The sequence below is a fragment of the Secundilactobacillus paracollinoides genome, from assembly GCF_001702155.1.
Lineage (GTDB): Bacteria > Bacillota > Bacilli > Lactobacillales > Lactobacillaceae > Secundilactobacillus > Secundilactobacillus paracollinoides.
Genome location: NZ_CP014912.1, coordinates 2922660 through 2942553, shown reverse-complemented (window position 1 = coordinate 2942553; position 19894 = coordinate 2922660). Strand labels below are relative to the sequence as shown.

The following is a 19894-nucleotide window of genomic DNA, read 5'->3' as shown; positions in this document are numbered from 1 at the left end:
ATGAAAAGGAGGTGTGAATGTGATGACAGAAAAGGAGTTACAACGTTCAAAGTCCGTGCTGCCCATTGGGACGGTCATGCGGTTAACTGAATTGTCCGCTCGTCAGATTCGTTACTATGAGGAGCAGGGTCTGGTGATTCCCACGCGAACTGAAGGTAATCGCCGGCTCTATTCGCTCAATGATATTGACCGGCTGTTAGAGATCAAGGATTATCTGACAGAAGGCATTAACATGGCGGGCATCAAAGAGATTTACGAACAGCAACGTAAACGGGCTGCTGAACGTAAAGAAGAGACCCTTACCGATAACGATGTGCGGCAGATCCTTCATGATGAGTTTCTTAACATTAGCGGCATGGAGCGTACTTCTGGGACATCATTACATTCTCAGAAACCTCTCGAGTAATCAATAATGTTGCGTTCAAACAATTCTTTTAAGGAGCGATTTTATGCCAAAACACGATTATAGTAAAGACGATATCCGTCAGATGGCCGAAGACGAAAATGTGCAATTTTTACGGTTAATGTTCACTGACTTATTTGGGACCATCAAGAACGTGGAAGTGCCGATTTCACAATTGGAAAAACTGTTAGACAACAAATTGATGTTTGATGGCTCTTCAATTGATGGCTTCGTTCGCATTGAAGAAAGTGATATGTACCTTTACCCCGACTTGACCACTTGGATGATCTTCCCGTGGTCTAGCGAACGTGGTAAAATTGCGCGTGTGATCTGTGAAGTTTACACACCAGATGGCAAGCCGTTCGCTGGCGACCCACGGAACAACTTGATCCGGGTGCTGAGCGACATGCGTGAAGCTGGCTTTACAGACTTCAACATTGGGCCTGAACCAGAATTCTTCCTCTTTAAGATGGATGAAGATGGCAAGCCTACGACGACCTTAAACGACAGCGGCTCATACTTTGATATGGCGCCAATGGACTTGGGTGAAAATTGTCGGCGTGAAATCGTGTTAACCTTGGAAGAAATGGGCTTCGATGTTGAAGCTGCGCATCATGAAGTGGCGCCAGGCCAACATGAAATCGACTTTAAGTATGCGGATGCGTTGACCGCTGCTGATAACATTCAAACCTTTAAGCTGGTTGTGAAGACCGTTGCCCGTAAGTTTGGGCTGTACGCAACCTTCATGCCAAAACCATTAGCCGGTATCAATGGGTCTGGGATGCATTTGAACATGTCTCTGTTTACTAAAGACGGCAACGCCTTCTTTGATGAAAAGGGCGACTTACAGTTATCCGAAACGGCCTACCACTTCTTGGGCGGCTTGTTGGAACACGCACGCAGCTTTACTGCGATCTGCAACCCAACTGTTAACTCATACAAACGGCTGGTACCAGGCTACGAAGCACCCGTTTACGTTGCTTGGTCTGGGTCAAACCGGTCACCATTGATCCGGGTACCAAACTCACGTGGGTTGTCCACCCGTTTGGAAGTCCGCAGTGTTGATCCATCAGCTAACCCATATTTAGCAATCGCTGCCGTTTTGGAAGCTGGGTTAGATGGCTTGAAGAAGAAGCTTGTGCCTGAAGAAAGTGTTGACCGGAACATTTACCGGATGGACGCTGAGGAACGAACTGAAAACCACATCACTAACCTGCCAGACACGTTACACAACGCTTTAAAAGACTTGTCAGCTGACGAAGTGATGAAGAAGGCCATGGGGCCACATCTATTCCCAAGCTTCATTGAAGCCAAGAATTTGGAATATGATGCTTATCGCACCCAAGTCTCAAAGTGGGAACGCGATCAATACCTTGAAATGTACTAAATCTAAACTTTAAAAGAATTGTCGAAAACACGCTGACGGTGGTTGGCGTGTTTTTTTAATTGAGTGCGGGCCGTTTGGTTGTAAAGTGGGGGCAGATGGGGCAATATTGGGTGTAATGGTATTGTGCGTTTATTTGGCTCTTTGTCAACTGGAGTCGGCTTCGGCACTCGTATTTTACCTAGCCTAAACGTGTTCAGCAAGGCACGGGGCTAACGTGTAAGGGACGCTGACAAAAAAGTCAGGCCCGGACTTTTCTGTCAGCGTCCCTTACACACCGCCCCTGACCCGCCTGTCTTCACAGGCTTAAAAATTTTTTTCGAATTTTATCTAAACCGCTTTATTATTTGGCCCGTTTCCGTTAACATTAAATTAGCTACATATGAGAAAAGATAAACGAGGGATAATATGCAAAATAGTGAAGAAAACCAACAAGAGCTCAAACCAAGTGAGACCCAGCTTGACCTCTCGATAACACAGAAGATTACCTATTTACAGACACTGCAGCAGGCGCTTCACGATGGTGATGACCGACAGATCTACGAATTGATCGATAAGGTGCGCTATTCACGTGAAATCAAAAAATCGCGGTCGATCACGAAGGCGGAGGACCTGTCTAACCTGATCGATGATGCCCACGCGCAACTGAGTCACTATCTGAGCCAGAATTTGATCGAATACCTTGGGAAAACCTATCCCTTCTTTTACTATGACGAAACGGCAGAAGGGCAGTTTGACATTTACTTTGGTAACTGGTGGGACCGGCGCTTATTTGGCCAATTAGACGTGTTAAACGTTGCCTTTAAGTTTGATGATGACGAATACGGTAAGTTGAAAAAGGCGTTTGAGCTTGATGCCATGCACCAGCGATACAACACCGAAAACATTGCCGCAATTACGTCAAAGAGTGCTGAATTGCAGGAACTCATCAATCATCAAGACGACCGTGATCGCGAAAAAGAAGACTTGCGGGCACAGCAAAAAGAGGTCAGCCAAAAGAGTACGATGCCGTGGGATTCTGGTAAGGTTAAGGAAGAACGCCAGACCATTATCGACAAACTGACACAGTTAGCGGATGAGGATGAAGCGGCCATGAATGCATCAAAGACCATCAAGGAAAACGATGATCGCATTCTGGAATTATCAAAGGAAGACACCATTTTGAATTATGAGAAACAATCGATTCAAAAGACTTTTGATGATTTTACGCACTTTGAGTCACACAACCAAAGTCTCTACACTGATTATTTGACAAATCTGATTGGGAAAGGTCAGGTGATCTCAGATGATTAACGAAAATGATCCGTCGACACTGAGTACCAGTGGCCGATTATTATCGTATAATAGTGCCGTTAAAGAAGGGTTACAGACTGGGCTGAAGTTTACTGAACTGATGGATCAATTGATCAGTACTAAGGATCCGGACGTGCTTGTGCGTTCAGCGCAGGAACTCTCAACGTTCGTGCTGGACACGGACTACGTGACCTTCCCACACCAGTACAACACAGCGGACTATTATTTGATTTTCATGAGCCGGTTGTTAGAGCTGCACGGTAAGGATAACGTGATTACACTGCAGTCGCATGAAGACCAGCACCTGACCCAACAAATTGCGTCGCTTGAAGACAAGGGTGTCTTTTCCTTTATGATTGCCAATGATGGGACTGGTGGTGTCTATTATCAAGAACAGGTCACTGGCGAAACGATCTTTTATTTGAACCTGCAACGCAAGATGCTGCGGATCAACAGTGCGGCAATCACGAAATTATTTGTGATCACTTATCATGACCAGGTTGAAACTGATCAGATCCTGGCCACCACCCAATTGTTTATGGACTTTGGGTCTTCACTGAAAGAGGACTACGGGTTCAGTGTTGACTTCAATATTTTGGACACCAGTAATAATGAATTCTATGCCTTCAGTAATTCTAATTTATCGGATGAAGTGGTTGATAAGTTATTTGTTGCTGCAGCGAAGGAAGACTACATGCTGATGCATTCAAATGATGGTGCGGTGCTAGAATTGCCTAACCAAGTCACTTTGCATATTACAAGTAAGAATGCAAAGTGGGGGTTAACGGTCCATGATGACGACGAAACAACATCCTGGTTTAAGCTATTGCTAGACTATCCGTTTGTCCGTGAATGGTATTTGGATAACTTGACTGATTTGGAAATCAAATCCGACCCGTTAGTTTTTGGGTAGGATAATGGAGGAGCAGACAACTCGTGTGCTCCTTTTTGAGTTTATGTAAACGAGAAAGAAGTGGAAACTGTGGCATTAAATCTTGCTAACATGTTACAAACGGCGATTCAACGACGGAACCAACTATTATACGAAAACGATATTGCACTCTCCTCGGAGGAAACGATGCGGGGCAACTATGTCCGCTTGGATGTTGCTTTGGCTGATCTGGCCAACACCATGGGGTGGTTCGAACTCACTGACAAGCCAATCCCAGCAAATCACGATGACTTGCTTGCGACGTATTTAAAAGCGATGGATGGCTTTTTCCAGGTTGCGGCAAAACAGACCTGGTCTCAACTGATCGTTCAGTCAGATGATAAATTAGCGGCTTTGAAAGCTACTAAAAAAGCAAAGTCACTCAGTCAGCAGTACCTTGCGATGAAGCAGCTAGTATTCGATGCTTTTCTTAAGCACGAACAACCAGCTTTTGAACATGCCTGGCACTTATTTTTGAAGTTAGGATTAGTGGATCTTGAATTTACTGAGGATGAGCTGGAAAAGGCTTTTTTAGCGGAAAAATAACGGATTAGATGAAATGAAAAAAGCGTGGCTTGCAATTTAGTTTGCAAGCCACGCTTTTTAATCATGTCGCAAGAGAGATTCGAACCCTCGACCTACGGTTTAGAAGACCGTTGCTCTATCCAGCTGAGCTATTGCGACAGTGTATTAACGAACATGTATAATTATAAGAGATACCCAGAGTTAAGTCAACGTGATTTCAATGAGTTTTAGTGAAAAGCAGTGGTACATAACCTGCTCGCATTAAAGGTAAGGTGATTGGCGACCCAAGCATCAATAAATATTGATTGCGATAAAAAATATTCAACAGTTTTGGGTTCAATCTGATGGTCATGGCGTAGTTACTCATAGTCCCAAAGTTAAAGGAGGAACTCGCTATGTTACTGCCAAATCATTACCATAAGATTACAACGCCCGCTGGAGAAATTCGAATCGACCTCGTTGACCTGGAAATTAGGGTCTATATTGGTGATCGGTTGTTTGATCATTATCGTGTTGAGAATTACGATGAAGCCCGTTTTAAATATTTGGCAACGGTAGCCTATTTTTCAGAATAGGTTAAAGCCATTGAGATAAGACGGTCTAAGTACCGGCACAAAGGTAATTGTGATACTACAAGGAAAACACAATCAAGACCAACTAGTTCGCTGTACACCCCAAAAAATTTAGAGAAAAATCCCGATTCATACAACTAAAAAGGTTACGATTTGTTAAAAAAGGAGTTTAGTTACTTGCAATTTAGCTGAGATAATTTAATAATAGAATTGTAACACAATTGAAATCTTTATTTTCTCTTAGGGGGTTCGCTATGGTTTTTGTCTCATTTATCGTTTTTCTATTTATCATTGCGGGCGCATACGAATATTATCAAAGTTACACCCGTAAAGTTGCCGGTCCTAAGCATTTTGCGTCTAACAAGCGTGAGGGAGCAAGTTCGATATTAAGCAAAACGCATCTTAGTTAAGCCGGAAAACAGCCCTAAATCGTGACTGATGGTTAACCATCATGAACCTAAAAAAATGTGTCTCGTAAGTGTGTCTTACGGGGCACATTTTTTGTCGAAAAAAGAACTGCATTACGCTAAGTGAGCGTAATATGTTATATACAAAAACTAATATGGCAGTCTTTATTTCTAATTAGGTTGATGGCAATTCTCACTGCATTTTTAGCCGTGCCATTCGATTCAGAACCAAAGTTTAATATTCCTTGAATCTTTTATCTGAAGGGTGTTATCGACATCCCAGTTGCGCTATATTGACGATAAGCATGTTAGCCGACCAACAAAGTCGACTAGCTGACTTCATTTAGAAAAGAGGGAAAGGACGCCACACTTCTTACGACTGTGGCTTACACTAGCCATAGCCTAAAAGGTGGCAATATGCTTATGAATGATCTTTATTGTCCAGATTGCGGTAGTCTAGTACCCAATAACGCCCAGTATTGTCCGCGATGTGGATTACCGGTGAGTCAAATGCAAGCTCATAACTCGACGACATCCCAATCGGATGAGCGTCCAGAAGATACTAAGAACCCCAATTCACGGTCGGCCTCTGCTGCCAGCATGAAACGGCGTACGAAGCCGACACCGTGGCAACAGTTAACACCATCGCGTGCTCATTTGGGAACTGTGATCCGTTTTCTATTAGCCAACTCGTTGACCCTTGGGCTGATTTTTCTATTGGCCATTATTTTTTCACAGTATCGGTGGTGGTTCTTTGCGGTTTGGATCATTGCAAGTTATTTATATCCGTTACTGTTAAATAAGTCGACTTGGCCATGGGAGCGGCGACTCTTTGGGTGGCTTCACCAGTCCTCCGAACCACGATCCGAACCAGAGCCTGTTTATGGTGAGCCTGCAAGTGCGAGGCAACCGCAGTCAGCGGCACCTCAAGTAGCGCCTCAATTTCAACAGACTGCTGAATCTGAACCACCAGCTGCGACCGCTAATAATCGCCGACAGGGTTTCAGACAGGTCTTGCAGCGTCTTGGCAATCCTGAATTGAAACGCGGCATTATTTTCTTACTCGTTGGTGAAGTTCTGAAATGGGTCGGTGGGAGTATTGCGAGTGAATCACTCAGCACTCAAATCACAAGCATGATCAACAGTAGTACGGTTTCATTTAAGGGCTATTGTCTGATTGTTTCCTATCTATTGATCGGTTGGGGCGTTTTTGCGATAGGTGGCGGCATTGTCAAACTATTATTTCACCATCAGCATGGCGGCCGACTTTATAAACTTGCAGCGGTGGTCATTGGCATTTTAACAACGGTTATCGTGGGCTACTTATATGGTCATCCCGTTGATGGCGGTTATCAGCTGACAACAGCACTCATTGGGTCCAACATGACAACTAGCAGTTTACTGAATATCATTAACTGGGTACCGTGGGTGTTTGCAATCCTTTATTTATTGGGTATCCTGAAAAATGCACTTAGAAGAAATCGATTCTTTTAGCGCTGAACTTGTGTTTAATAAAATTGGCTATTGCAGCATTCCGGATAGGAAAGCTGCAATAGCCAGTTTTTCTGTCAGTTGGACATTTTTAAAGACACAAAAAAACCGGCCACTCACTAGCCGGTTTCTAGGTAAAACATTCAAAGGATAATCGCAGTACAGAAGTTATTATAGCACAGATGATAGCGTTTTCAATAGACTTTCTGAAAGAACTTGTTATCTCTCAATTATTTGGCGGCGAGCCACGTCAAGGATACCAACAAAAATCACGGTAATTGTTGGCGGATTAACGTTTAGGTCACAATCGTTTTTTTTGATAATGGATTCTCATTTTCACCATAAATGAAACAGTGACAGAAAAGTGTGCTTATTTAAACTTGACTGCTGTTCCGTACGCAGCAACTGACTGCATATCGTCGCTGATTGAACCAGAATCAAACCGCATCATCACAACCGCATCGGCACCCAAATCAACAGCATTAGACCGTAGCCGTTCGATGGCAACATCACGGGCTTCAATCATCATTTGCGTGTAGTCTTTGATCTCTCCGCCGACCAAGTTTTTCAACCCGGCACCAATGTTACGTACGATGTTTTTGGACTGAGTCGTTAAGCCAAAGACTTCACCAATGACGTCATACTTTTTTCCTGGAATGTTTTCGGTAGTGGTTACTAAAATTTCAGCCATAATTGTGGCCTCCTTAGTTAAATTAGGTTTAGTGTACCATGGGGGCTTCATATAGGAAAGAAAACGTTTCTTTTGGGGTGTCTTAGATGTTAAGACGCAGGTGATTGGTAAGGATGGGAAGGATAGAGGGATGTGACGGGCAGGGGGTAATAGTGGATTAGCTGCATTAAGTTTCAAGGTTTAGTCGGAGGATGATTGATGGGCCTTTTGCTGTTATGTTTTCTCTCAGCAATGATAGCTCTGGTGAAACGAACTTTTAACAAATGAGGGGGGGGTTGGACTCTGATCTTAGAGAGTGTTGGCATTGGCTATTTTTTGGAATTAGTTAGGGATATACCATCGTTTAGTCTACATAGTCGAAACGAGTTCCAGGAAGCAAGGGGCGGCCATGTAAGGGAGTCTGGCACAAATGCCAAGGTCAGGCATTTCTGCCAGACTCCCTTACATTCTGCCCCTTAACCGCTTCCTTCCACTCTCTCTATTACTTGAATTCGTCAAGAAACTTGTGCAGTCAATTGATTAAAAATACAGCTGTGCAAAAACGACATTTCAACCTTAGATTGCGCAATAATTACCTCAGAACAGCTTGTCTTCAAGACTAGCTCATAGCGTCTGTAACGGGCTTTACACGGATAGTTTGAAGGTCAAAGAATAAATTTTAATAAAGTGTGACCAGCCCCAAGAATAGGGGGGTTTAAAACGCAGTTATGCATGCATATTCACAATAAAACTTGACAAATTAGGGGCATTTATCATAACATACTGCCATCAAATACTTTGATGTTTGAAATACTTTGACAAGGATGTGTTAAACAGTACATGCAATTAACTTCTCAGGAAATTCAAACGTTGATTCCGAATCGATTCCCGATTTTTTACATGGATGGCGTGACCGAATTGACCCCTGGCGAGTCAATTACGGCCATCAAAAATGTCACCGCAGATGAAAGTTTTGTGAATGGGTATCGCCCTGGCGAATTTATTATGCCTTCAGCACTGATCGTTGAATCATTGGCTCAGGCTGCATCGATTTTAATTCTGAAGTCACCGGCGTTTCAACACAAAACCGCTTACTTAGGCGGCATTCCAAAAGCGGAGTTTTTGAAGGACGTTAAGGCAGGAAATCAGCTTGCTTTAAAAGTTACCATGAAAAAACAGCGCGATAACATGGGCATTGTTTCTTGCGAAGCAGTTGTTGCGGACGATGTCTGTGTTCGTGCTGAACTCATGTTTATTGTTGCCCCAGATGACACTCAGGAGTGATTCTGGCAGTCGTCACTGCTATTATTTTGATGATGAAATAATTTGACTTTCAAAGCAGGTGGTGGGTGTGATGGACGCGGCGACAACTAAACGCATCAATGATCTTTTAACAACAGTGTATAATGATATTCTGCGCGTCGAGGAACGTGAACTTAAGAAAAGCCGCTTTAAAGACATTTCGATTAAGGAAGTGCACGCCATCGACGCCATTACTATGTATGAGCATAAAACGACCTCGCAAGTGGCTCGGGAGTTAAAAATTACCCCTGGAACCCTCACAACGATGATCAACCATTTGGTCCGTAAAGGCTATGTGGTCCGCTTGCGTAGTGATGATGATCGCCGGTTTGTCCGGTTGGGATTGACACGGCGCGGCCGACTCATTTTTCGGGCGCACGAGTCGTTTCACCGGCACATGATCCAATCCTTTACGCAGGATATGGATGATGAACAGGTGCAGCTTATCGAAAAAGCACTATTGAATTTACAGGCGTTTTTGGAATTTCCAGAGACCCTCAATTAAGTAAGGAGTTTACTCATGGCAGGCATTAAAATTGTGCAAACTGCGCATGAAGTTCCAGACAAGATCGTGACAAACGATGAGTTGACTCAGTACATGGATACTTCTGATGAGTGGATCAGCAGCCGGACTGGCATTCGACAGCGACACGTCACCACAACACAGACAACGTCGGCATTGTGCGGAATCGTGGCTGATCGGTTACTTGAAGACGCTGGCTGGTCAGCAGATTCCTTAGACTTTATCGTGGTCGCGACCATGTCACCAGATTACATGACCCCGGCAACGGCGGCCATTGTGCAGCACCATATTCACGCAACGAACGCCTTTGCGTTTGATTTAAACGCTGCTTGTTCAGGCTTTATTTACGGGCTTAAAGTTGCGGGCGACCTATTAAAGGGTGGTCAAAAGCGCGGGATGCTTATCGGTGGTGAGACGCTTTCAAAACTGGTCGACTGGCATGAACGGTCAACGGCTGTTTTGTTTGGTGACGGCGCCGGTGGGGTGTTGCTTGAACGTGTCAGTGATACAGATCAGTCGCAGTTTTTAGCGTCTGATCTGCAGACCTTAGGTGAATTGGGAGATCGGTTAACAGCTGGCTACCAGCCGTTGACGTCACCGTTTGCGACGGATGATACCGACGCACACCAGCAGTATTTTGAAATGGACGGCCGCGCAGTCTACAAATTTGCGACCCGCGACGTGCCTAAGTCGATCAACCGCGCACTGGTCAAAGCCGACAAAACGGTTAAGGACGTTGATTATTTTTTGTTGCATCAAGCCAATCAACGCATCATTAACCAAATTGCAAAACAACTTGATTTACCAGAAACACCGTTTCTTTCTAACGTTGCCAATTACGGTAATACCTCGGCAGCAAGTGTGCCAATTCTATTGGACGAAGCTGTTCGAGCGAGGACCATCCAACGTGGTCAGCTGATTGCGTTGAGCGGGTTTGGCGGTGGCTTGACCATCGGCACCCAACTGATTATTTACTAAAAAACTAAAACAGATATTATAGGAGAATTTTATATTATGACTAACGACGAAATCTTTTCAAAAGTACAAGCAATTATCGTGGACCAAACTGGTGAAGATGCAGAAAAGGTCACTATGACGACCAACATCAAGGAAGACTTGGATGCTGATAGCTTGGATATTTTTGAAGTGATCAACGAAATTGAAGACGAATTTGATATCAAGATCGAAACTGAAGAAGGTATCGACACCGTTTCTGATTTAGTTGGTTTCGTTGAAAAGCAATTGAAGAAAGCAAAATAACATGCAATTAGACCCTTTTATGGCCTCATTAGACCTGAAATATCCGATCTTTCAGGGTGGGATGGCCTGGGTCGCTGATGGCCGGTTAGTCGCTGCGGTTTCAAACGCTGGCGGCTTAGGCATTATTGGTGCCGGTCACGCATCTGGTCAGATCGTGCACGATGAGATCGAAATGGCGAAATCGTTAACTGACCGACCATTCGGTGTTAACGTGATGCTGCTATCGCCTCACGTTCAGGACGTGGTGGATGTCATTTTGTCTGAAAAAGACAGCATCACGGTTGTTACAACCGGTGCCGGTGACCCAAGCCGCTATCTGGAAGACTTTAAGGCTGCTGATATCAAAGTAGTGCCCGTTGTCGGTTCGGTAGCGCTTGCTAAGCGCATGCAGCGGGTCGGTGCTGATGCCGTGGTTGCAGAAGGTATGGAGTCAGGTGGCCACATCGGTAAGCTGACAACCATGGCCCTCGTGCCACAGATGGTTGACGCCGTTGATATTCCCGTGATCGCTGCGGGCGGTATTGCTGACGGCCGCGGCATGGCAGCTGCCTTTATGTTGGGCGCTGTTGGTGTGCAGATGGGCACGCACTTTTTGGTGGCTCAAGAATCAAAGGTGCACCCTGACTATAAGCGTGCCGTGTTAAAGGCTAAGGATATCGACACGGTTGTGACCGGTGAATTTGCAGGTCATCCAGCCCGTGTCTTAAAAAATAAAATGGCAAAGCGCTTCATGAGAATTGAAAAGGCCGAGGCGTCTAAGCCGGAGCCAGATTTTACTGATGTCGAAGAATTGGGTAACGGCAGCTTGCGGACGGCAGTGCTGACTGGCGATGCTGAAAACGGTGCGTTCATGGCCGGACAAGTTGCCGGTCTTGTGAAGGAAGCTGAACCGGCAGCCGACATTTTGGCTGACGTGTACGCCCAAGCAATCGCCCTTATGGATGGTGAAAAAATCAGATGACAATTGCACTTTTGTTTAGTGGCCAGGGATCACAGAAAACGGGTATGGGTCAAGATCTTTATGAAACCCAGGCACCTTATCGCGACACCATTGACCACGCTAGTCAGGTGTTAGGGATTGATTTGCCTGCCCTGTACTTTGATGATACTAAAGCGGATCAGCTTAATGAAACGCAGTATACGCAGCCCGCAATCGTTGCCATGAGTATGGCGGTGTATCAAACCATCAAACCGCAACTCGACGATCAAGTGAAAGTCGGGCTTGGACTGAGTTTAGGCGAATACAGCGCACTTGCCGCCAGTGGCTTTCTCACATTTGACGAGGCGCTTAAACTGATCGCACTTCGCGGGCAGTTAATGCAGCGAGCTAGCGATGATGATCCTAGCAAAATGGTAGCCGTAATGAATACGCCGATTGAGGTACTGCAAGAAGCTGTTAAGGCTGGTCAGACGACTGGCCGGGTTGCAATCGCTAACGTGAACACGCCTAAGCAGGTGGTGATCGGTGGCGATGTCAGTGCTGTTGATGCTGCAAGTGCGTATCTCACTGACCACGATGCGGGTCGTCAAGTGACGTTAAATGTGAGCGGGGCGTTTCATACGCCACTCATGCAATCGGCGCAACAGCCGCTGCATGAAGCGCTCACGCAAGTCAACTGGCAGCAGGGGCACTTCCCAATCATGAGTACCACGCAACTGCAGCCGTTTACGCCGGCTGACATTGTCACGACACTTACTGATCAGTTGGTGTCTACCACGCATTTTTCAGACGCGTTGACACAGGTGGCACCAGACGTGGACACGGTGATCGAGGTCGGGCCAGGTAAGACCCTGATGAGTTTCGCTCGGAAGACGGTTAAGGGCCTTAACTACTATCATATTGATAGTGCCGAAACGCTCACTGACACGTTGGCAGCAGTAGCGGCCCAGAAATAGGAGTTCAACATGAATTTAGAAGGTAAAACTGTCCTTGTAACAGGAAGTACCCAGGGCATCGGGCTGGCAATTGCGCAAGCCTTTGCGGACCAGGGGGCAAATATCGTTTTAAATGGCCGTCACGCCGTTTCAGATGATGTTAAAAAGACCATTGAAGCTCAGGGTGTGACCTGTTGGGACTTCAGCGCCGATATTACGGATGAAACGGGTGTCGCTGCCCTGATCAAACAGATCTACGCGGTCAGTGACCACCTTGACGTTGTGGTCAACAACGCCGGAATCGTTAATGATAAATTGTTGAATCGGATGTCCATGGCTGATTTCCAAGAAGTGGTCACCACGAATTTAACGGGGACCTTCAACGTGATCAAGGCTTGTTTGCGGCCCATGTATAAAGCACGGGCAGGCGTTTTCATTAACCTTGCCAGTGTCATCGGGCTGACTGGAAATATTGGTCAGGCGAACTACGCGGCGAGCAAAGCCGGCATCATTGGATTAACAAAATCGGTTGCCAAAGAAGCTGCAATGCGCGGTCTTCGATGCAACGCCATTGCGCCAGGGATGATCGACACTGCCATGACGGCAGCTTTAGCCGATAAAGTCAAGGACGGCATTCTTGAACAGATTCCGTTAAAACGATTTGGAAACGTGGAGGAAGTTGCACAAACTGCAATTTTCCTTGCACAAAACGAGTACATTACGGGTCAGACCATCACTGTTGATGGCGGCCTAACGATGCAGTAAGGAGATTGATTATGCCAAGAGTTGTGATTACAGGAATGGGAGCTGTTACCCCAGTCGGAAACGACGTTGAAACCTTTGTCGCCAGTCTGACTGCAGGGAAGGTTGGGTTTAACCCCATCACGCACTTTGACGCTACGGAAACTGGCGTGACACTTGCGGGGGAACTCACTGATTTTGACCCGTTGCAGCGGTTGAAAAAGCGTGACTTGCGGCGGATGGATGGGTTCAGTCAGTACGCGATGTACGCTACTGGTGAAGCCATGGAACAAGCCGGTATTAATGACGATAACACGGATTCTGAACGTCTTGGTGTTATTTACGGTTCAGGAATCGGTGGTTTGACGACCATTCAAGAACAGGTCATTAAAATGCATGACAAGGGACCTGACCGGGTCTCACCAATGTTTGTGCCAACGGCCATCTCAAACATGGCTTCTGGTAACATTGCCATTCACTACAATGCACAAAACATTTGTACGACCATCGTGACAGCTTGTGCCTCAGGTACGAATGCCATTGGTGAAGCTTTCCGTCAAATTAAGGACGGTCGCGCTGATGTCATGATCACCGGTGGGGCAGAAGCCTCAATTAACGAGATTGGCATCGCTGGGTTCGCAGCATTGTCAACGTTGTCCAAGGCTACGGATCCCGAAAAGGCATCCCGGCCATTTGACGCTGCTCGTGACGGCTTTGTCATGGGTGAAGGTGCCGGAACGTTGATTCTCGAATCACTGGAACACGCACAGGCACGAGGTGCAGAAATCTTGGGTGAGATCGTTGGGTACGGCTCAACTTCTGACGCTTATCACATTACGTCACCAGATCCAGCGGGAACGCAGGCATCACGTGCCATGAAGCTTGCTATCGAAGAAGCTGATATCACGCCCGCAGACGTTGATTACATTAACGCCCATGGGACTGCCACCAAGGGGAACGATAGCGCTGAATCATTAGCCATTAACAAGTTGTTTGGCGAAGACAGCGACGTGCTCGTTTCAAGTACCAAGAGTATGACGGGACACTTGTTAGGTGCCGCTGGCGCCATTGAAGCCGTTGCGACAACAGCAGCGCTTCAAAGCGGCAAGTTACCATTAAACGTCGGGATCACGGAACAAGACCCTGAATGCCAGGTTAACCTTGTCACCAAGGATAACCAAAACACGGCTGCCGAATATGCGATTAGTAACTCCTTTGGGTTTGGCGGCCACAACGCCGTGTTAGCTTTCAGAAGGTGGGCTTAAGATGACGATTGAAGAAATTCAAACGATTATCAATCAGATCAACGATAGCGAGATTCGTGAAGTCGAATTAGACTATCAAGATCTGCACTTATACTTAAACAAGAATAAACAGTCCCATCGTGTCGACCAGTCGGCGGCAGTACCTGTCCAAACGGCAGCACCAGTTGCCCAAACGGCACCAGTTGCTCAACCGTCTGAACAAGCTGCATCAGATGCACCGGCTGAACCAGTCGTTGCGGATAACGATGAAACCATCAAAGCACCGTTAGTTGGGGTCATTTATCTCCAACCAGCACCTGACAAACCAGCGTACAAGCAGGTTGGTGACCACATCGAAAAAGGCGACGTTGTTTGCGTTGTTGAAGCCATGAAGATGATGACTGAAATTAAGAGCCAAGTATCTGGGACGTTGTCACAGGTTCTGGTTGAAAATGAAGAAGTGGTTGAGTACGATCAGCCACTGTTTAAAGTGACCCCTTAGTTGCGGGTTATTAATATAGTAGAAATAAAATTGATTTAGGTTGCTGAACGTGTTCAGTAATCGCTATGTTGTTTAGGAACGAGGTTAGGATGAGGATGACTTGTTCTGACCTCTTCCTTGTAAAGTTTGTGGTTATAGGTGATGTAGCCGAAACGTGTTCCGCAAGGCAAAGGGCTCCTGCGTAAGGGACTTCCGACACAAATGCCAAGTTCGGGCATTTGCGCCAGAGTCAGCTTACGCTCCGCCCTTTAAGCGCCTTGCTCCACACTCTTGTCGAAACGTGTTCTGCAAGCCAGGGGGCTAATGTGTAAGCAACTCTGACATAAATGCCAAGATCAGGCATTTCTGCCAGAGTTACCTACACGCCGCCCCCTAAACGGCTTGCTCCACACTCTATTAAAATGAGGTGACCAAATTGTCCGAAGAAACTGAAACAAGTACCCATGAATTAGATGTTGTTGAAATTCAAAAAATCTTGCCGCACCGTTATCCAATGCTGTTGGTAGACCGTGTTCTAGACTATGTGCCTGGTGAAAAGGTCATTGCTAAGAAGAACGTTTCCGTTAATGAAGCCTTCTTCCAAGGTCATTTTCCTGGCAATCCCGTTATGCCTGGCGTTTTGATCGTTGAAGCCATGGCGCAAGCTGGTGCTATTGCCCTCTTGACACTGGATGACTTTAAAGGCAAAACGGCCTACTTTGGCGGCGTCAACAAGGTAAAATTCCGTCAAATGGTTAAGCCTGGCGACACATTGCGGTTGGAAGTAACGTTAGATAAAATTCGCGGTAATGCTGGTTTGGGTCACGGGACCGCCTACGTGGATGATAAAAAAGTCTGCTCGGGTGACCTGACCTTTATGATTGGGTAGGTGAGTGCATGTTTAGGAAAGTATTGATTGCCAATCGCGGGGAAGTTGCAGTTCGGATCATTCGCGCCTTACGGGAACTTGGTATTCAATCCGTGGCGGTTTATTCCACTGCTGATGCTGAAGCGCAACACGTTAAGCTAGCCGATGAAGCTGTTTGTGTGGGTGGCCCACAACCAGCAGACTCTTATTTAAATATGCAAAATATTGTCAGCGCCGCAATTTTGACCGGCGCTGAGGCCATCCATCCCGGATACGGGTTCTTATCTGAAAACGAAGAGTTTGCCGAACTGTGTGAGACTTGTCAGATTGCCTTTATTGGGCCTAAGCCTGAAACGATTCAACTGATGGGTAATAAGGCGAATGCTCGCATTCAAATGCAGGCTAACGATGTGCCAGTTATTCCTGGCAGTACCGGTTTTTTGAAAGATGCTGATGATGCTCTGGCAACCGCTGAAAAAGTGGGGTATCCAGTGATGTTAAAGACGGCCTCTGGTGGTGGTGGTAAGGGCATCCGTAAGGTGCTCACACCGGATCAATTGAGACCGGCTTACGCTGAAGCCACGAAGGAAGCACAGCTGTCGTTTGGAGATTCACGGATGTATCTTGAAAAGATCGTCTCACCGGCAAAACACATTGAAGTTCAGGTCTTTGCCGATGATTTTGGGCACGTGGTGGCATTTCCTGAGCGGGACTGCTCGCTGCAACGTAACCAGCAAAAGGTCATGGAAGAAAGCCCGTGCGCCATCATGACGCCTGAAGAACGTGAACACGTTCAAACGATTGCGATTCGTGCGGCAGAAGCCATTGGTTATCGCAATACTGGGACCATTGAATTCTTAATGAATCACGACCATGACTTTTACTTTATGGAAATGAACACACGGATCCAAGTGGAACATCCAATCACTGAAGCGGTTACCGGCATTGATCTGGTTAAGAACCAAATTCGGGTTGCTGCGGGGGAAGCGTTGCCGTTTACTCAGGCTGACGTCACGATTCATGGTGCTGCGATTGAAGCACGAGTCAACGCTGAAGACCCAGCCCTCGACTTTATGCCGCAGGCTGGGCCAGTCAGACAGTTACGTCTGCCTGGTGGTCCTGGTATCCGAGTGGATAGTGGAATTGCCAGCGGTGATCAGATCACGCCGTTCTATGATTCAATGGTCGTTAAATTGATTGCCTATGCCGACACGCGGGACGAGGCGTTTGCCAAATTACGTGAAGCCCTGGCCGAGTTTGAAATGGACGGTATCGCTTCTAACCAGGCGTTCTTATCAGCGCTTCTCGATGATCCTGTCGTGATGCGCGGCGAAGCAACGACGAATTACATTATGACGACGTTCCTGCTTGAATTTCAGCAACAACACGTTCAGGAGGTGTCGTAAATGAATTTTGGCGAACACGTCAAACGGTTTTCGTCGCGATCCGTTTCTATCCTGAAGCACTATGAAGCCCAGGTGCCAAACGGCATCTGGATTCAATGTCCACGCTGCCATGCCAGCTTTTATTTTAAGCGTTCCGGCCAGTATCGGGTGTGCCCTGAATGTGGGTATGGGTTTCGGGTATCGGCCAAACGACGCTTGAAAATGATTACCAAGCACTTCGAAGAATGGGATGCGGATATCGTTTCAAAAGATCCAATCGATTTTCCTGATTACGAGAAAAAGTTAAAAAAAGCACAGTCTGCGACCCATTTGAAAGACGGGGTTTTAACTGGACTGGCAAAAATCGATGACCAGCCGGTTGCCCTAGGCATCATGGACCCCTTATTCATTATGGGCAGTCTTGGAACCGCCAATGGTGAACGGTTGACCCGGTTGTTTGAACGGGCGACTGAACAGGGACTGCCCGTGGTCTTGCTGACAGCTTCTGGGGGTGCCCGAATGCAGGAGGGGATTTATTCACTCATGCAAATGGCTAAGATTTCCGTGGCGGTCAACGAACACAGCGATGCTGGCTTAGCCTATATTTCGGTGATTATGGATCCCACGACCGGTGGCGTAACGGCAAGTTTTGCCACTCAAGCCGATATTACGTTGGCTGAACCGCATGCACTGCTGGGCTTTACTGGTAAGCGGGTCATTGAACAGACCATCAACAAACAGTTGCCGGATGATTTTCAGAGTGCTGAGAATAGTTACAAACGTGGGTTTATTGATGAGATCGTGCCGCGAGATCAACTTGCTGGCCGGTTAAGTCAACTGCTGCGGATCTTAGAAGCACCAAAGTGGGGTGACGCGTAATGACACAGGCTTCAGACATTGTTGCGGGTGCCCGCAGCGATCAAAAAACAAACATGCAGGCTATCGTGGATGCCCTTTTTACTGATTTCTTTGCGTGTCACGGTGACCAGATCAGCGGTGATGACCCAGCAATCATTGCCGGGTTAGCAACGTTAAAGGAACACCCAGTCGCCGTTATCGCTACTGAAAAGGGGATGACCCTTGAGGAGCGACTGGCGACCCACTTTGGCAGTCCGGAACCGGCCGGCTATCGAAAAGCGTTGCGTGTGATGCGCATGGCTGAACGGTTGCAGGTACCGATCGTCACTCTGATCAATACCCCGGGCGCCTATCCGGGTGCGGATGCAGAAGCTGCGGGACAGGGTCAGATGATTGCTAAAAATATTCGAGAAATGCTCACGCTTAAGACGCCGATCCTCACGATCATTGTTGGGGAAGCGGGGTCCGGCGGTGCGCTCGCACTTGCTTGTTCCGATACGATTTGGATGCTGGAGAACAGTATGTATTCAATTCTGTCGCCTGAGGGGTTTGCTTCCATTATGTGGAAGGATGCGCACAGGGCGGACGAAGCCGCTGAGTTGATGCGGTTGACGCCTGAACAGCTCAAGGAACAGCAGGTCATTGACCAGGTGTTTCCAGACGACGTTGTTTTAGATGACACGTTTCAGCAAACAATGGCGGATGAGCTAACTAGATTGGCCGATCAGACCACGAGTACGCTGTTAACGAAACGACAAGCAGGATTCCGTAAATTTTAGGTTGTAATTTTACTGCAATTATACTAATAATAAATAGAGATAAAATTGGATTTGTGAAACTACCGTCTGGTAGGGGGTTGACGACGCCCTGTTTTTCATGTAAAATGCAATTTGTTGTATTTGTGGACTTCCACACTGCAACCGCACGGGCCAAGTTCCTAAGTGTGTTCAATCACCACTTGTTCTCGGCGAGTCTAAGTTATTACTATATGAAGGAGGTGCACATACATGTACGCAATTATTGTAACGGGCGGTAAGCAATACCGTGTTCAACAAGGCGAAGCTGTTTACGTCGAAAAGCTTGATGCCAAGGCAGGCGACAAGGTCACTTTTGACCAAGTTGTTTTCGTTGGCGGCGACACGACCAAGGTTGGTGCTCCATTAGTTGATGGTGCTTCAGTTTCTGGGACTGTTGAAAAGCAAGGCCGTGAAAAGAAGGTTGTTACCTTCAAGTACAAGCCTAAGAAGGGTCAACACACTAAAGTGGGTCATCGTCAACCATATACCAAGGTTGTTATTGACGCTATCAACGCTTAATGTAGGTGATTGATCTTGATTCAAGCGACATTTGACTACGACAACAGCCACCGGATCATCGGGTTTAACCTTACCGGTCACGCGGATAGCGCGCCTTATGGCAGCGATATCGTGTGTGCCGCGGTTTCAGCACTGAGTATCAGTGCTGTGAATGGGCTGTCAACGGTAGCTGAGATCACCCCTGTGGTGGTTTCAAAAAATGACGAAGGCGGCTTTTTGAGCCTTCGAATGCCACCCGTTGACGACTACATGCAAGACCGAATTAGTCAGGCACTGTTACAAAGTTTCTTAAACGGACTTTTAGATGTCGAAAAACAATATTCGGAGTATGTCCGAATCTCATAAACTTTCCTAATGGAGGTGAA

At 46.6% G+C, this 19894-nt stretch carries 23 protein-coding genes, 1 tRNA gene and 1 other annotated feature; of the genes, 22 read left to right on the top strand and 2 right to left on the bottom strand.

Annotated features, from left to right (window positions below; translation table 11 throughout):
• Positions 1 to 22 precede the first annotated feature (22 nt).
• From AYR61_RS12910 to AYR61_RS12890, 5 genes are all read left to right on the top strand, one after another.
• Positions 23 to 406: a MerR family transcriptional regulator gene (locus AYR61_RS12910; RefSeq protein ID WP_054706971.1), complete on the top strand. Its 384-nt coding sequence runs from the start codon at positions 23 to 25 to the stop codon at positions 404 to 406.
• Between the two features lie 43 nt (positions 407 to 449).
• The gene (gene glnA / locus AYR61_RS12905; RefSeq protein ID WP_065903383.1) at positions 450 to 1790 is read left to right on the top strand and encodes a type I glutamate--ammonia ligase; all 1341 of its coding nucleotides are present in this window, start codon (positions 450 to 452) and stop codon (positions 1788 to 1790) included.
• A gap of 405 nt (positions 1791 to 2195) precedes the next feature.
• On the top strand, positions 2196 to 3080 hold the full coding sequence (locus tag AYR61_RS12900; protein WP_054706975.1) for a hypothetical protein: 885 nt from the start codon (positions 2196 to 2198) through the stop codon (positions 3078 to 3080).
• Positions 3073 to 3993, top strand: a complete 921-nt coding sequence (locus AYR61_RS12895) for a hypothetical protein (protein WP_054706978.1) — start codon at positions 3073 to 3075, stop codon at positions 3991 to 3993. The genes AYR61_RS12900 and AYR61_RS12895 overlap by 8 nt, the downstream gene beginning before the upstream one ends.
• 69 nt (positions 3994 to 4062) lie before the next feature.
• Positions 4063 to 4557, top strand: coding sequence for a hypothetical protein (locus AYR61_RS12890; RefSeq protein ID WP_083215560.1), 495 nt, complete (start codon positions 4063 to 4065; stop codon positions 4555 to 4557).
• Positions 4558 to 4621: 64 nt separating this feature from the next.
• Here AYR61_RS12890 and AYR61_RS12885 read toward each other — a convergent pair.
• Positions 4622 to 4695, bottom strand: a tRNA-Arg gene (locus tag AYR61_RS12885).
• A 236-nt stretch (positions 4696 to 4931) separates the two neighbouring features.
• On the opposite strand from AYR61_RS12885, the gene AYR61_RS12880 reads away from it, so the two are divergent.
• Both AYR61_RS12880 and AYR61_RS12875 read left to right on the top strand, forming a co-directional pair.
• Entirely contained in the window at positions 4932 to 5111 is a 180-nt protein-coding gene (locus AYR61_RS12880; RefSeq protein WP_054706983.1) for a hypothetical protein, read from the top strand.
• A gap of 905 nt (positions 5112 to 6016) precedes the next feature.
• Complete coding sequence (locus AYR61_RS12875; protein ID WP_065903380.1) at positions 6017 to 7009, top strand: hypothetical protein; 993 nt, start codon at positions 6017 to 6019, stop codon at positions 7007 to 7009.
• 367 nt (positions 7010 to 7376) lie between these two features.
• On the opposite strand, the gene AYR61_RS12870 is transcribed toward AYR61_RS12875, so the two are convergent.
• Positions 7377 to 7697 carry a heavy metal-binding domain-containing protein gene (locus tag AYR61_RS12870; RefSeq protein WP_054706987.1) on the bottom strand — a complete coding sequence of 107 codons (321 nt, stop codon included), beginning with the start codon at positions 7695 to 7697 and terminating at the stop codon, positions 7377 to 7379.
• Positions 7698 to 8516: 819 nt separating this feature from the next.
• Between AYR61_RS12870 and fabZ (AYR61_RS12865) the strand changes: the two genes are divergently transcribed.
• From fabZ (AYR61_RS12865) to AYR61_RS12795, 15 genes are all read left to right on the top strand, one after another.
• Positions 8517 to 8960, top strand: coding sequence for a 3-hydroxyacyl-ACP dehydratase FabZ (fabZ, locus tag AYR61_RS12865; RefSeq protein ID WP_054706990.1), 444 nt, complete (start codon positions 8517 to 8519; stop codon positions 8958 to 8960).
• A gap of 70 nt (positions 8961 to 9030) precedes the next feature.
• Positions 9031 to 9483 carry a MarR family winged helix-turn-helix transcriptional regulator gene (locus AYR61_RS12860; RefSeq protein WP_054706993.1) on the top strand — a complete coding sequence of 151 codons (453 nt, stop codon included), beginning with the start codon at positions 9031 to 9033 and terminating at the stop codon, positions 9481 to 9483.
• A gap of 15 nt (positions 9484 to 9498) precedes the next feature.
• Positions 9499 to 10479 (top strand): beta-ketoacyl-ACP synthase III, encoded by a 981-nt coding sequence (locus AYR61_RS12855; RefSeq protein WP_054706996.1) that lies wholly within the window; start codon positions 9499 to 9501, stop codon positions 10477 to 10479.
• Positions 10480 to 10515: 36 nt separating this feature from the next.
• Positions 10516 to 10761: an acyl carrier protein gene (locus AYR61_RS12850; protein WP_065903377.1), complete on the top strand. Its 246-nt coding sequence runs from the start codon at positions 10516 to 10518 to the stop codon at positions 10759 to 10761.
• A 1-nt stretch (position 10762) separates the two neighbouring features.
• Positions 10763 to 11722, top strand: coding sequence for a nitronate monooxygenase (locus AYR61_RS12845; RefSeq protein WP_065903362.1), 960 nt, complete (start codon positions 10763 to 10765; stop codon positions 11720 to 11722).
• Complete coding sequence (locus AYR61_RS12840) at positions 11719 to 12657, top strand: ACP S-malonyltransferase (RefSeq protein WP_054707005.1); 939 nt, start codon at positions 11719 to 11721, stop codon at positions 12655 to 12657. The genes AYR61_RS12845 and AYR61_RS12840 overlap by 4 nt, the downstream gene beginning before the upstream one ends.
• Positions 12658 to 12666: 9 nt before the next feature.
• Entirely contained in the window at positions 12667 to 13401 is a 735-nt protein-coding gene (locus AYR61_RS12835) for a 3-oxoacyl-ACP reductase family protein (RefSeq protein ID WP_065903360.1), read from the top strand.
• An 11-nt stretch (positions 13402 to 13412) separates the two neighbouring features.
• On the top strand, positions 13413 to 14642 hold the full coding sequence (fabF, locus tag AYR61_RS12830) for a beta-ketoacyl-ACP synthase II (RefSeq protein ID WP_065903358.1): 1230 nt from the start codon (positions 13413 to 13415) through the stop codon (positions 14640 to 14642).
• Between the two features lies 1 nt (position 14643).
• Positions 14644 to 15123, top strand: a complete 480-nt coding sequence (gene accB, locus AYR61_RS12825) for an acetyl-CoA carboxylase biotin carboxyl carrier protein (protein ID WP_054707010.1) — start codon at positions 14644 to 14646, stop codon at positions 15121 to 15123.
• A 415-nt stretch (positions 15124 to 15538) separates the two neighbouring features.
• The gene (gene fabZ / locus AYR61_RS12820; RefSeq protein WP_082615658.1) at positions 15539 to 15991 is read left to right on the top strand and encodes a 3-hydroxyacyl-ACP dehydratase FabZ; all 453 of its coding nucleotides are present in this window, start codon (positions 15539 to 15541) and stop codon (positions 15989 to 15991) included.
• 8 nt (positions 15992 to 15999) lie between these two features.
• Entirely contained in the window at positions 16000 to 17376 is a 1377-nt protein-coding gene (locus tag AYR61_RS12815; protein WP_065903356.1) for an acetyl-CoA carboxylase biotin carboxylase subunit, read from the top strand.
• A complete protein-coding gene (locus tag AYR61_RS12810) occupies positions 17377 to 18234 on the top strand; it encodes an acetyl-CoA carboxylase carboxyltransferase subunit beta (protein ID WP_056987648.1) in 858 nt (285 codons plus the stop codon).
• On the top strand, positions 18234 to 18992 hold the full coding sequence (gene accA, locus AYR61_RS12805) for a carboxyltransferase subunit alpha (protein WP_056987649.1): 759 nt from the start codon (positions 18234 to 18236) through the stop codon (positions 18990 to 18992). The genes AYR61_RS12810 and accA overlap by 1 nt, the downstream gene beginning before the upstream one ends.
• A gap of 129 nt (positions 18993 to 19121) precedes the next feature.
• Positions 19122 to 19198 (top strand) — a sequence feature (ribosomal protein L21 leader region).
• Positions 19199 to 19220: 22 nt separating this feature from the next.
• Entirely contained in the window at positions 19221 to 19529 is a 309-nt protein-coding gene (gene rplU, locus AYR61_RS12800; RefSeq protein WP_054707013.1) for a 50S ribosomal protein L21, read from the top strand.
• A 15-nt stretch (positions 19530 to 19544) separates the two neighbouring features.
• Positions 19545 to 19874: a ribosomal-processing cysteine protease Prp gene (locus AYR61_RS12795; protein WP_065903354.1), complete on the top strand. Its 330-nt coding sequence runs from the start codon at positions 19545 to 19547 to the stop codon at positions 19872 to 19874.
• Positions 19875 to 19894: the final 20 nt, after the last annotated feature.

Coding starts and splice junctions, on each gene's coding strand:
- fabZ (WP_054706990.1), top strand. CDS start 8,517: ATGCAATTAACTTCTCAGGAAATTCAAACGTTGATTCCGAATCGATTC.
- AYR61_RS12845 (WP_065903362.1), top strand. CDS start 10,763: ATGCAATTAGACCCTTTTATGGCCTCATTAGACCTGAAATATCCGATC.
- glnA (WP_065903383.1), top strand. CDS start 450: ATGCCAAAACACGATTATAGTAAAGACGATATCCGTCAGATGGCCGAA.
- AYR61_RS12840 (WP_054707005.1), top strand. CDS start 11,719: ATGACAATTGCACTTTTGTTTAGTGGCCAGGGATCACAGAAAACGGGT.
- AYR61_RS12860 (WP_054706993.1), top strand. CDS start 9,031: ATGGACGCGGCGACAACTAAACGCATCAATGATCTTTTAACAACAGTG.
- accB (WP_054707010.1), top strand. CDS start 14,644: ATGACGATTGAAGAAATTCAAACGATTATCAATCAGATCAACGATAGC.
- AYR61_RS12835 (WP_065903360.1), top strand. CDS start 12,667: ATGAATTTAGAAGGTAAAACTGTCCTTGTAACAGGAAGTACCCAGGGC.
- fabF (WP_065903358.1), top strand. CDS start 13,413: ATGCCAAGAGTTGTGATTACAGGAATGGGAGCTGTTACCCCAGTCGGA.
- AYR61_RS12870 (WP_054706987.1), bottom strand. CDS start 7,697: ATGGCTGAAATTTTAGTAACCACTACCGAAAACATTCCAGGAAAAAAG.
- AYR61_RS12880 (WP_054706983.1), top strand. CDS start 4,932: ATGTTACTGCCAAATCATTACCATAAGATTACAACGCCCGCTGGAGAA.
- AYR61_RS12850 (WP_065903377.1), top strand. CDS start 10,516: ATGACTAACGACGAAATCTTTTCAAAAGTACAAGCAATTATCGTGGAC.
- AYR61_RS12895 (WP_054706978.1), top strand. CDS start 3,073: ATGATTAACGAAAATGATCCGTCGACACTGAGTACCAGTGGCCGATTA.
- AYR61_RS12855 (WP_054706996.1), top strand. CDS start 9,499: ATGGCAGGCATTAAAATTGTGCAAACTGCGCATGAAGTTCCAGACAAG.
- accA (WP_056987649.1), top strand. CDS start 18,234: ATGACACAGGCTTCAGACATTGTTGCGGGTGCCCGCAGCGATCAAAAA.
- AYR61_RS12910 (WP_054706971.1), top strand. CDS start 23: ATGACAGAAAAGGAGTTACAACGTTCAAAGTCCGTGCTGCCCATTGGG.
- rplU (WP_054707013.1), top strand. CDS start 19,221: ATGTACGCAATTATTGTAACGGGCGGTAAGCAATACCGTGTTCAACAA.
- AYR61_RS12900 (WP_054706975.1), top strand. CDS start 2,196: ATGCAAAATAGTGAAGAAAACCAACAAGAGCTCAAACCAAGTGAGACC.
- AYR61_RS12815 (WP_065903356.1), top strand. CDS start 16,000: ATGTTTAGGAAAGTATTGATTGCCAATCGCGGGGAAGTTGCAGTTCGG.
- AYR61_RS12810 (WP_056987648.1), top strand. CDS start 17,377: ATGAATTTTGGCGAACACGTCAAACGGTTTTCGTCGCGATCCGTTTCT.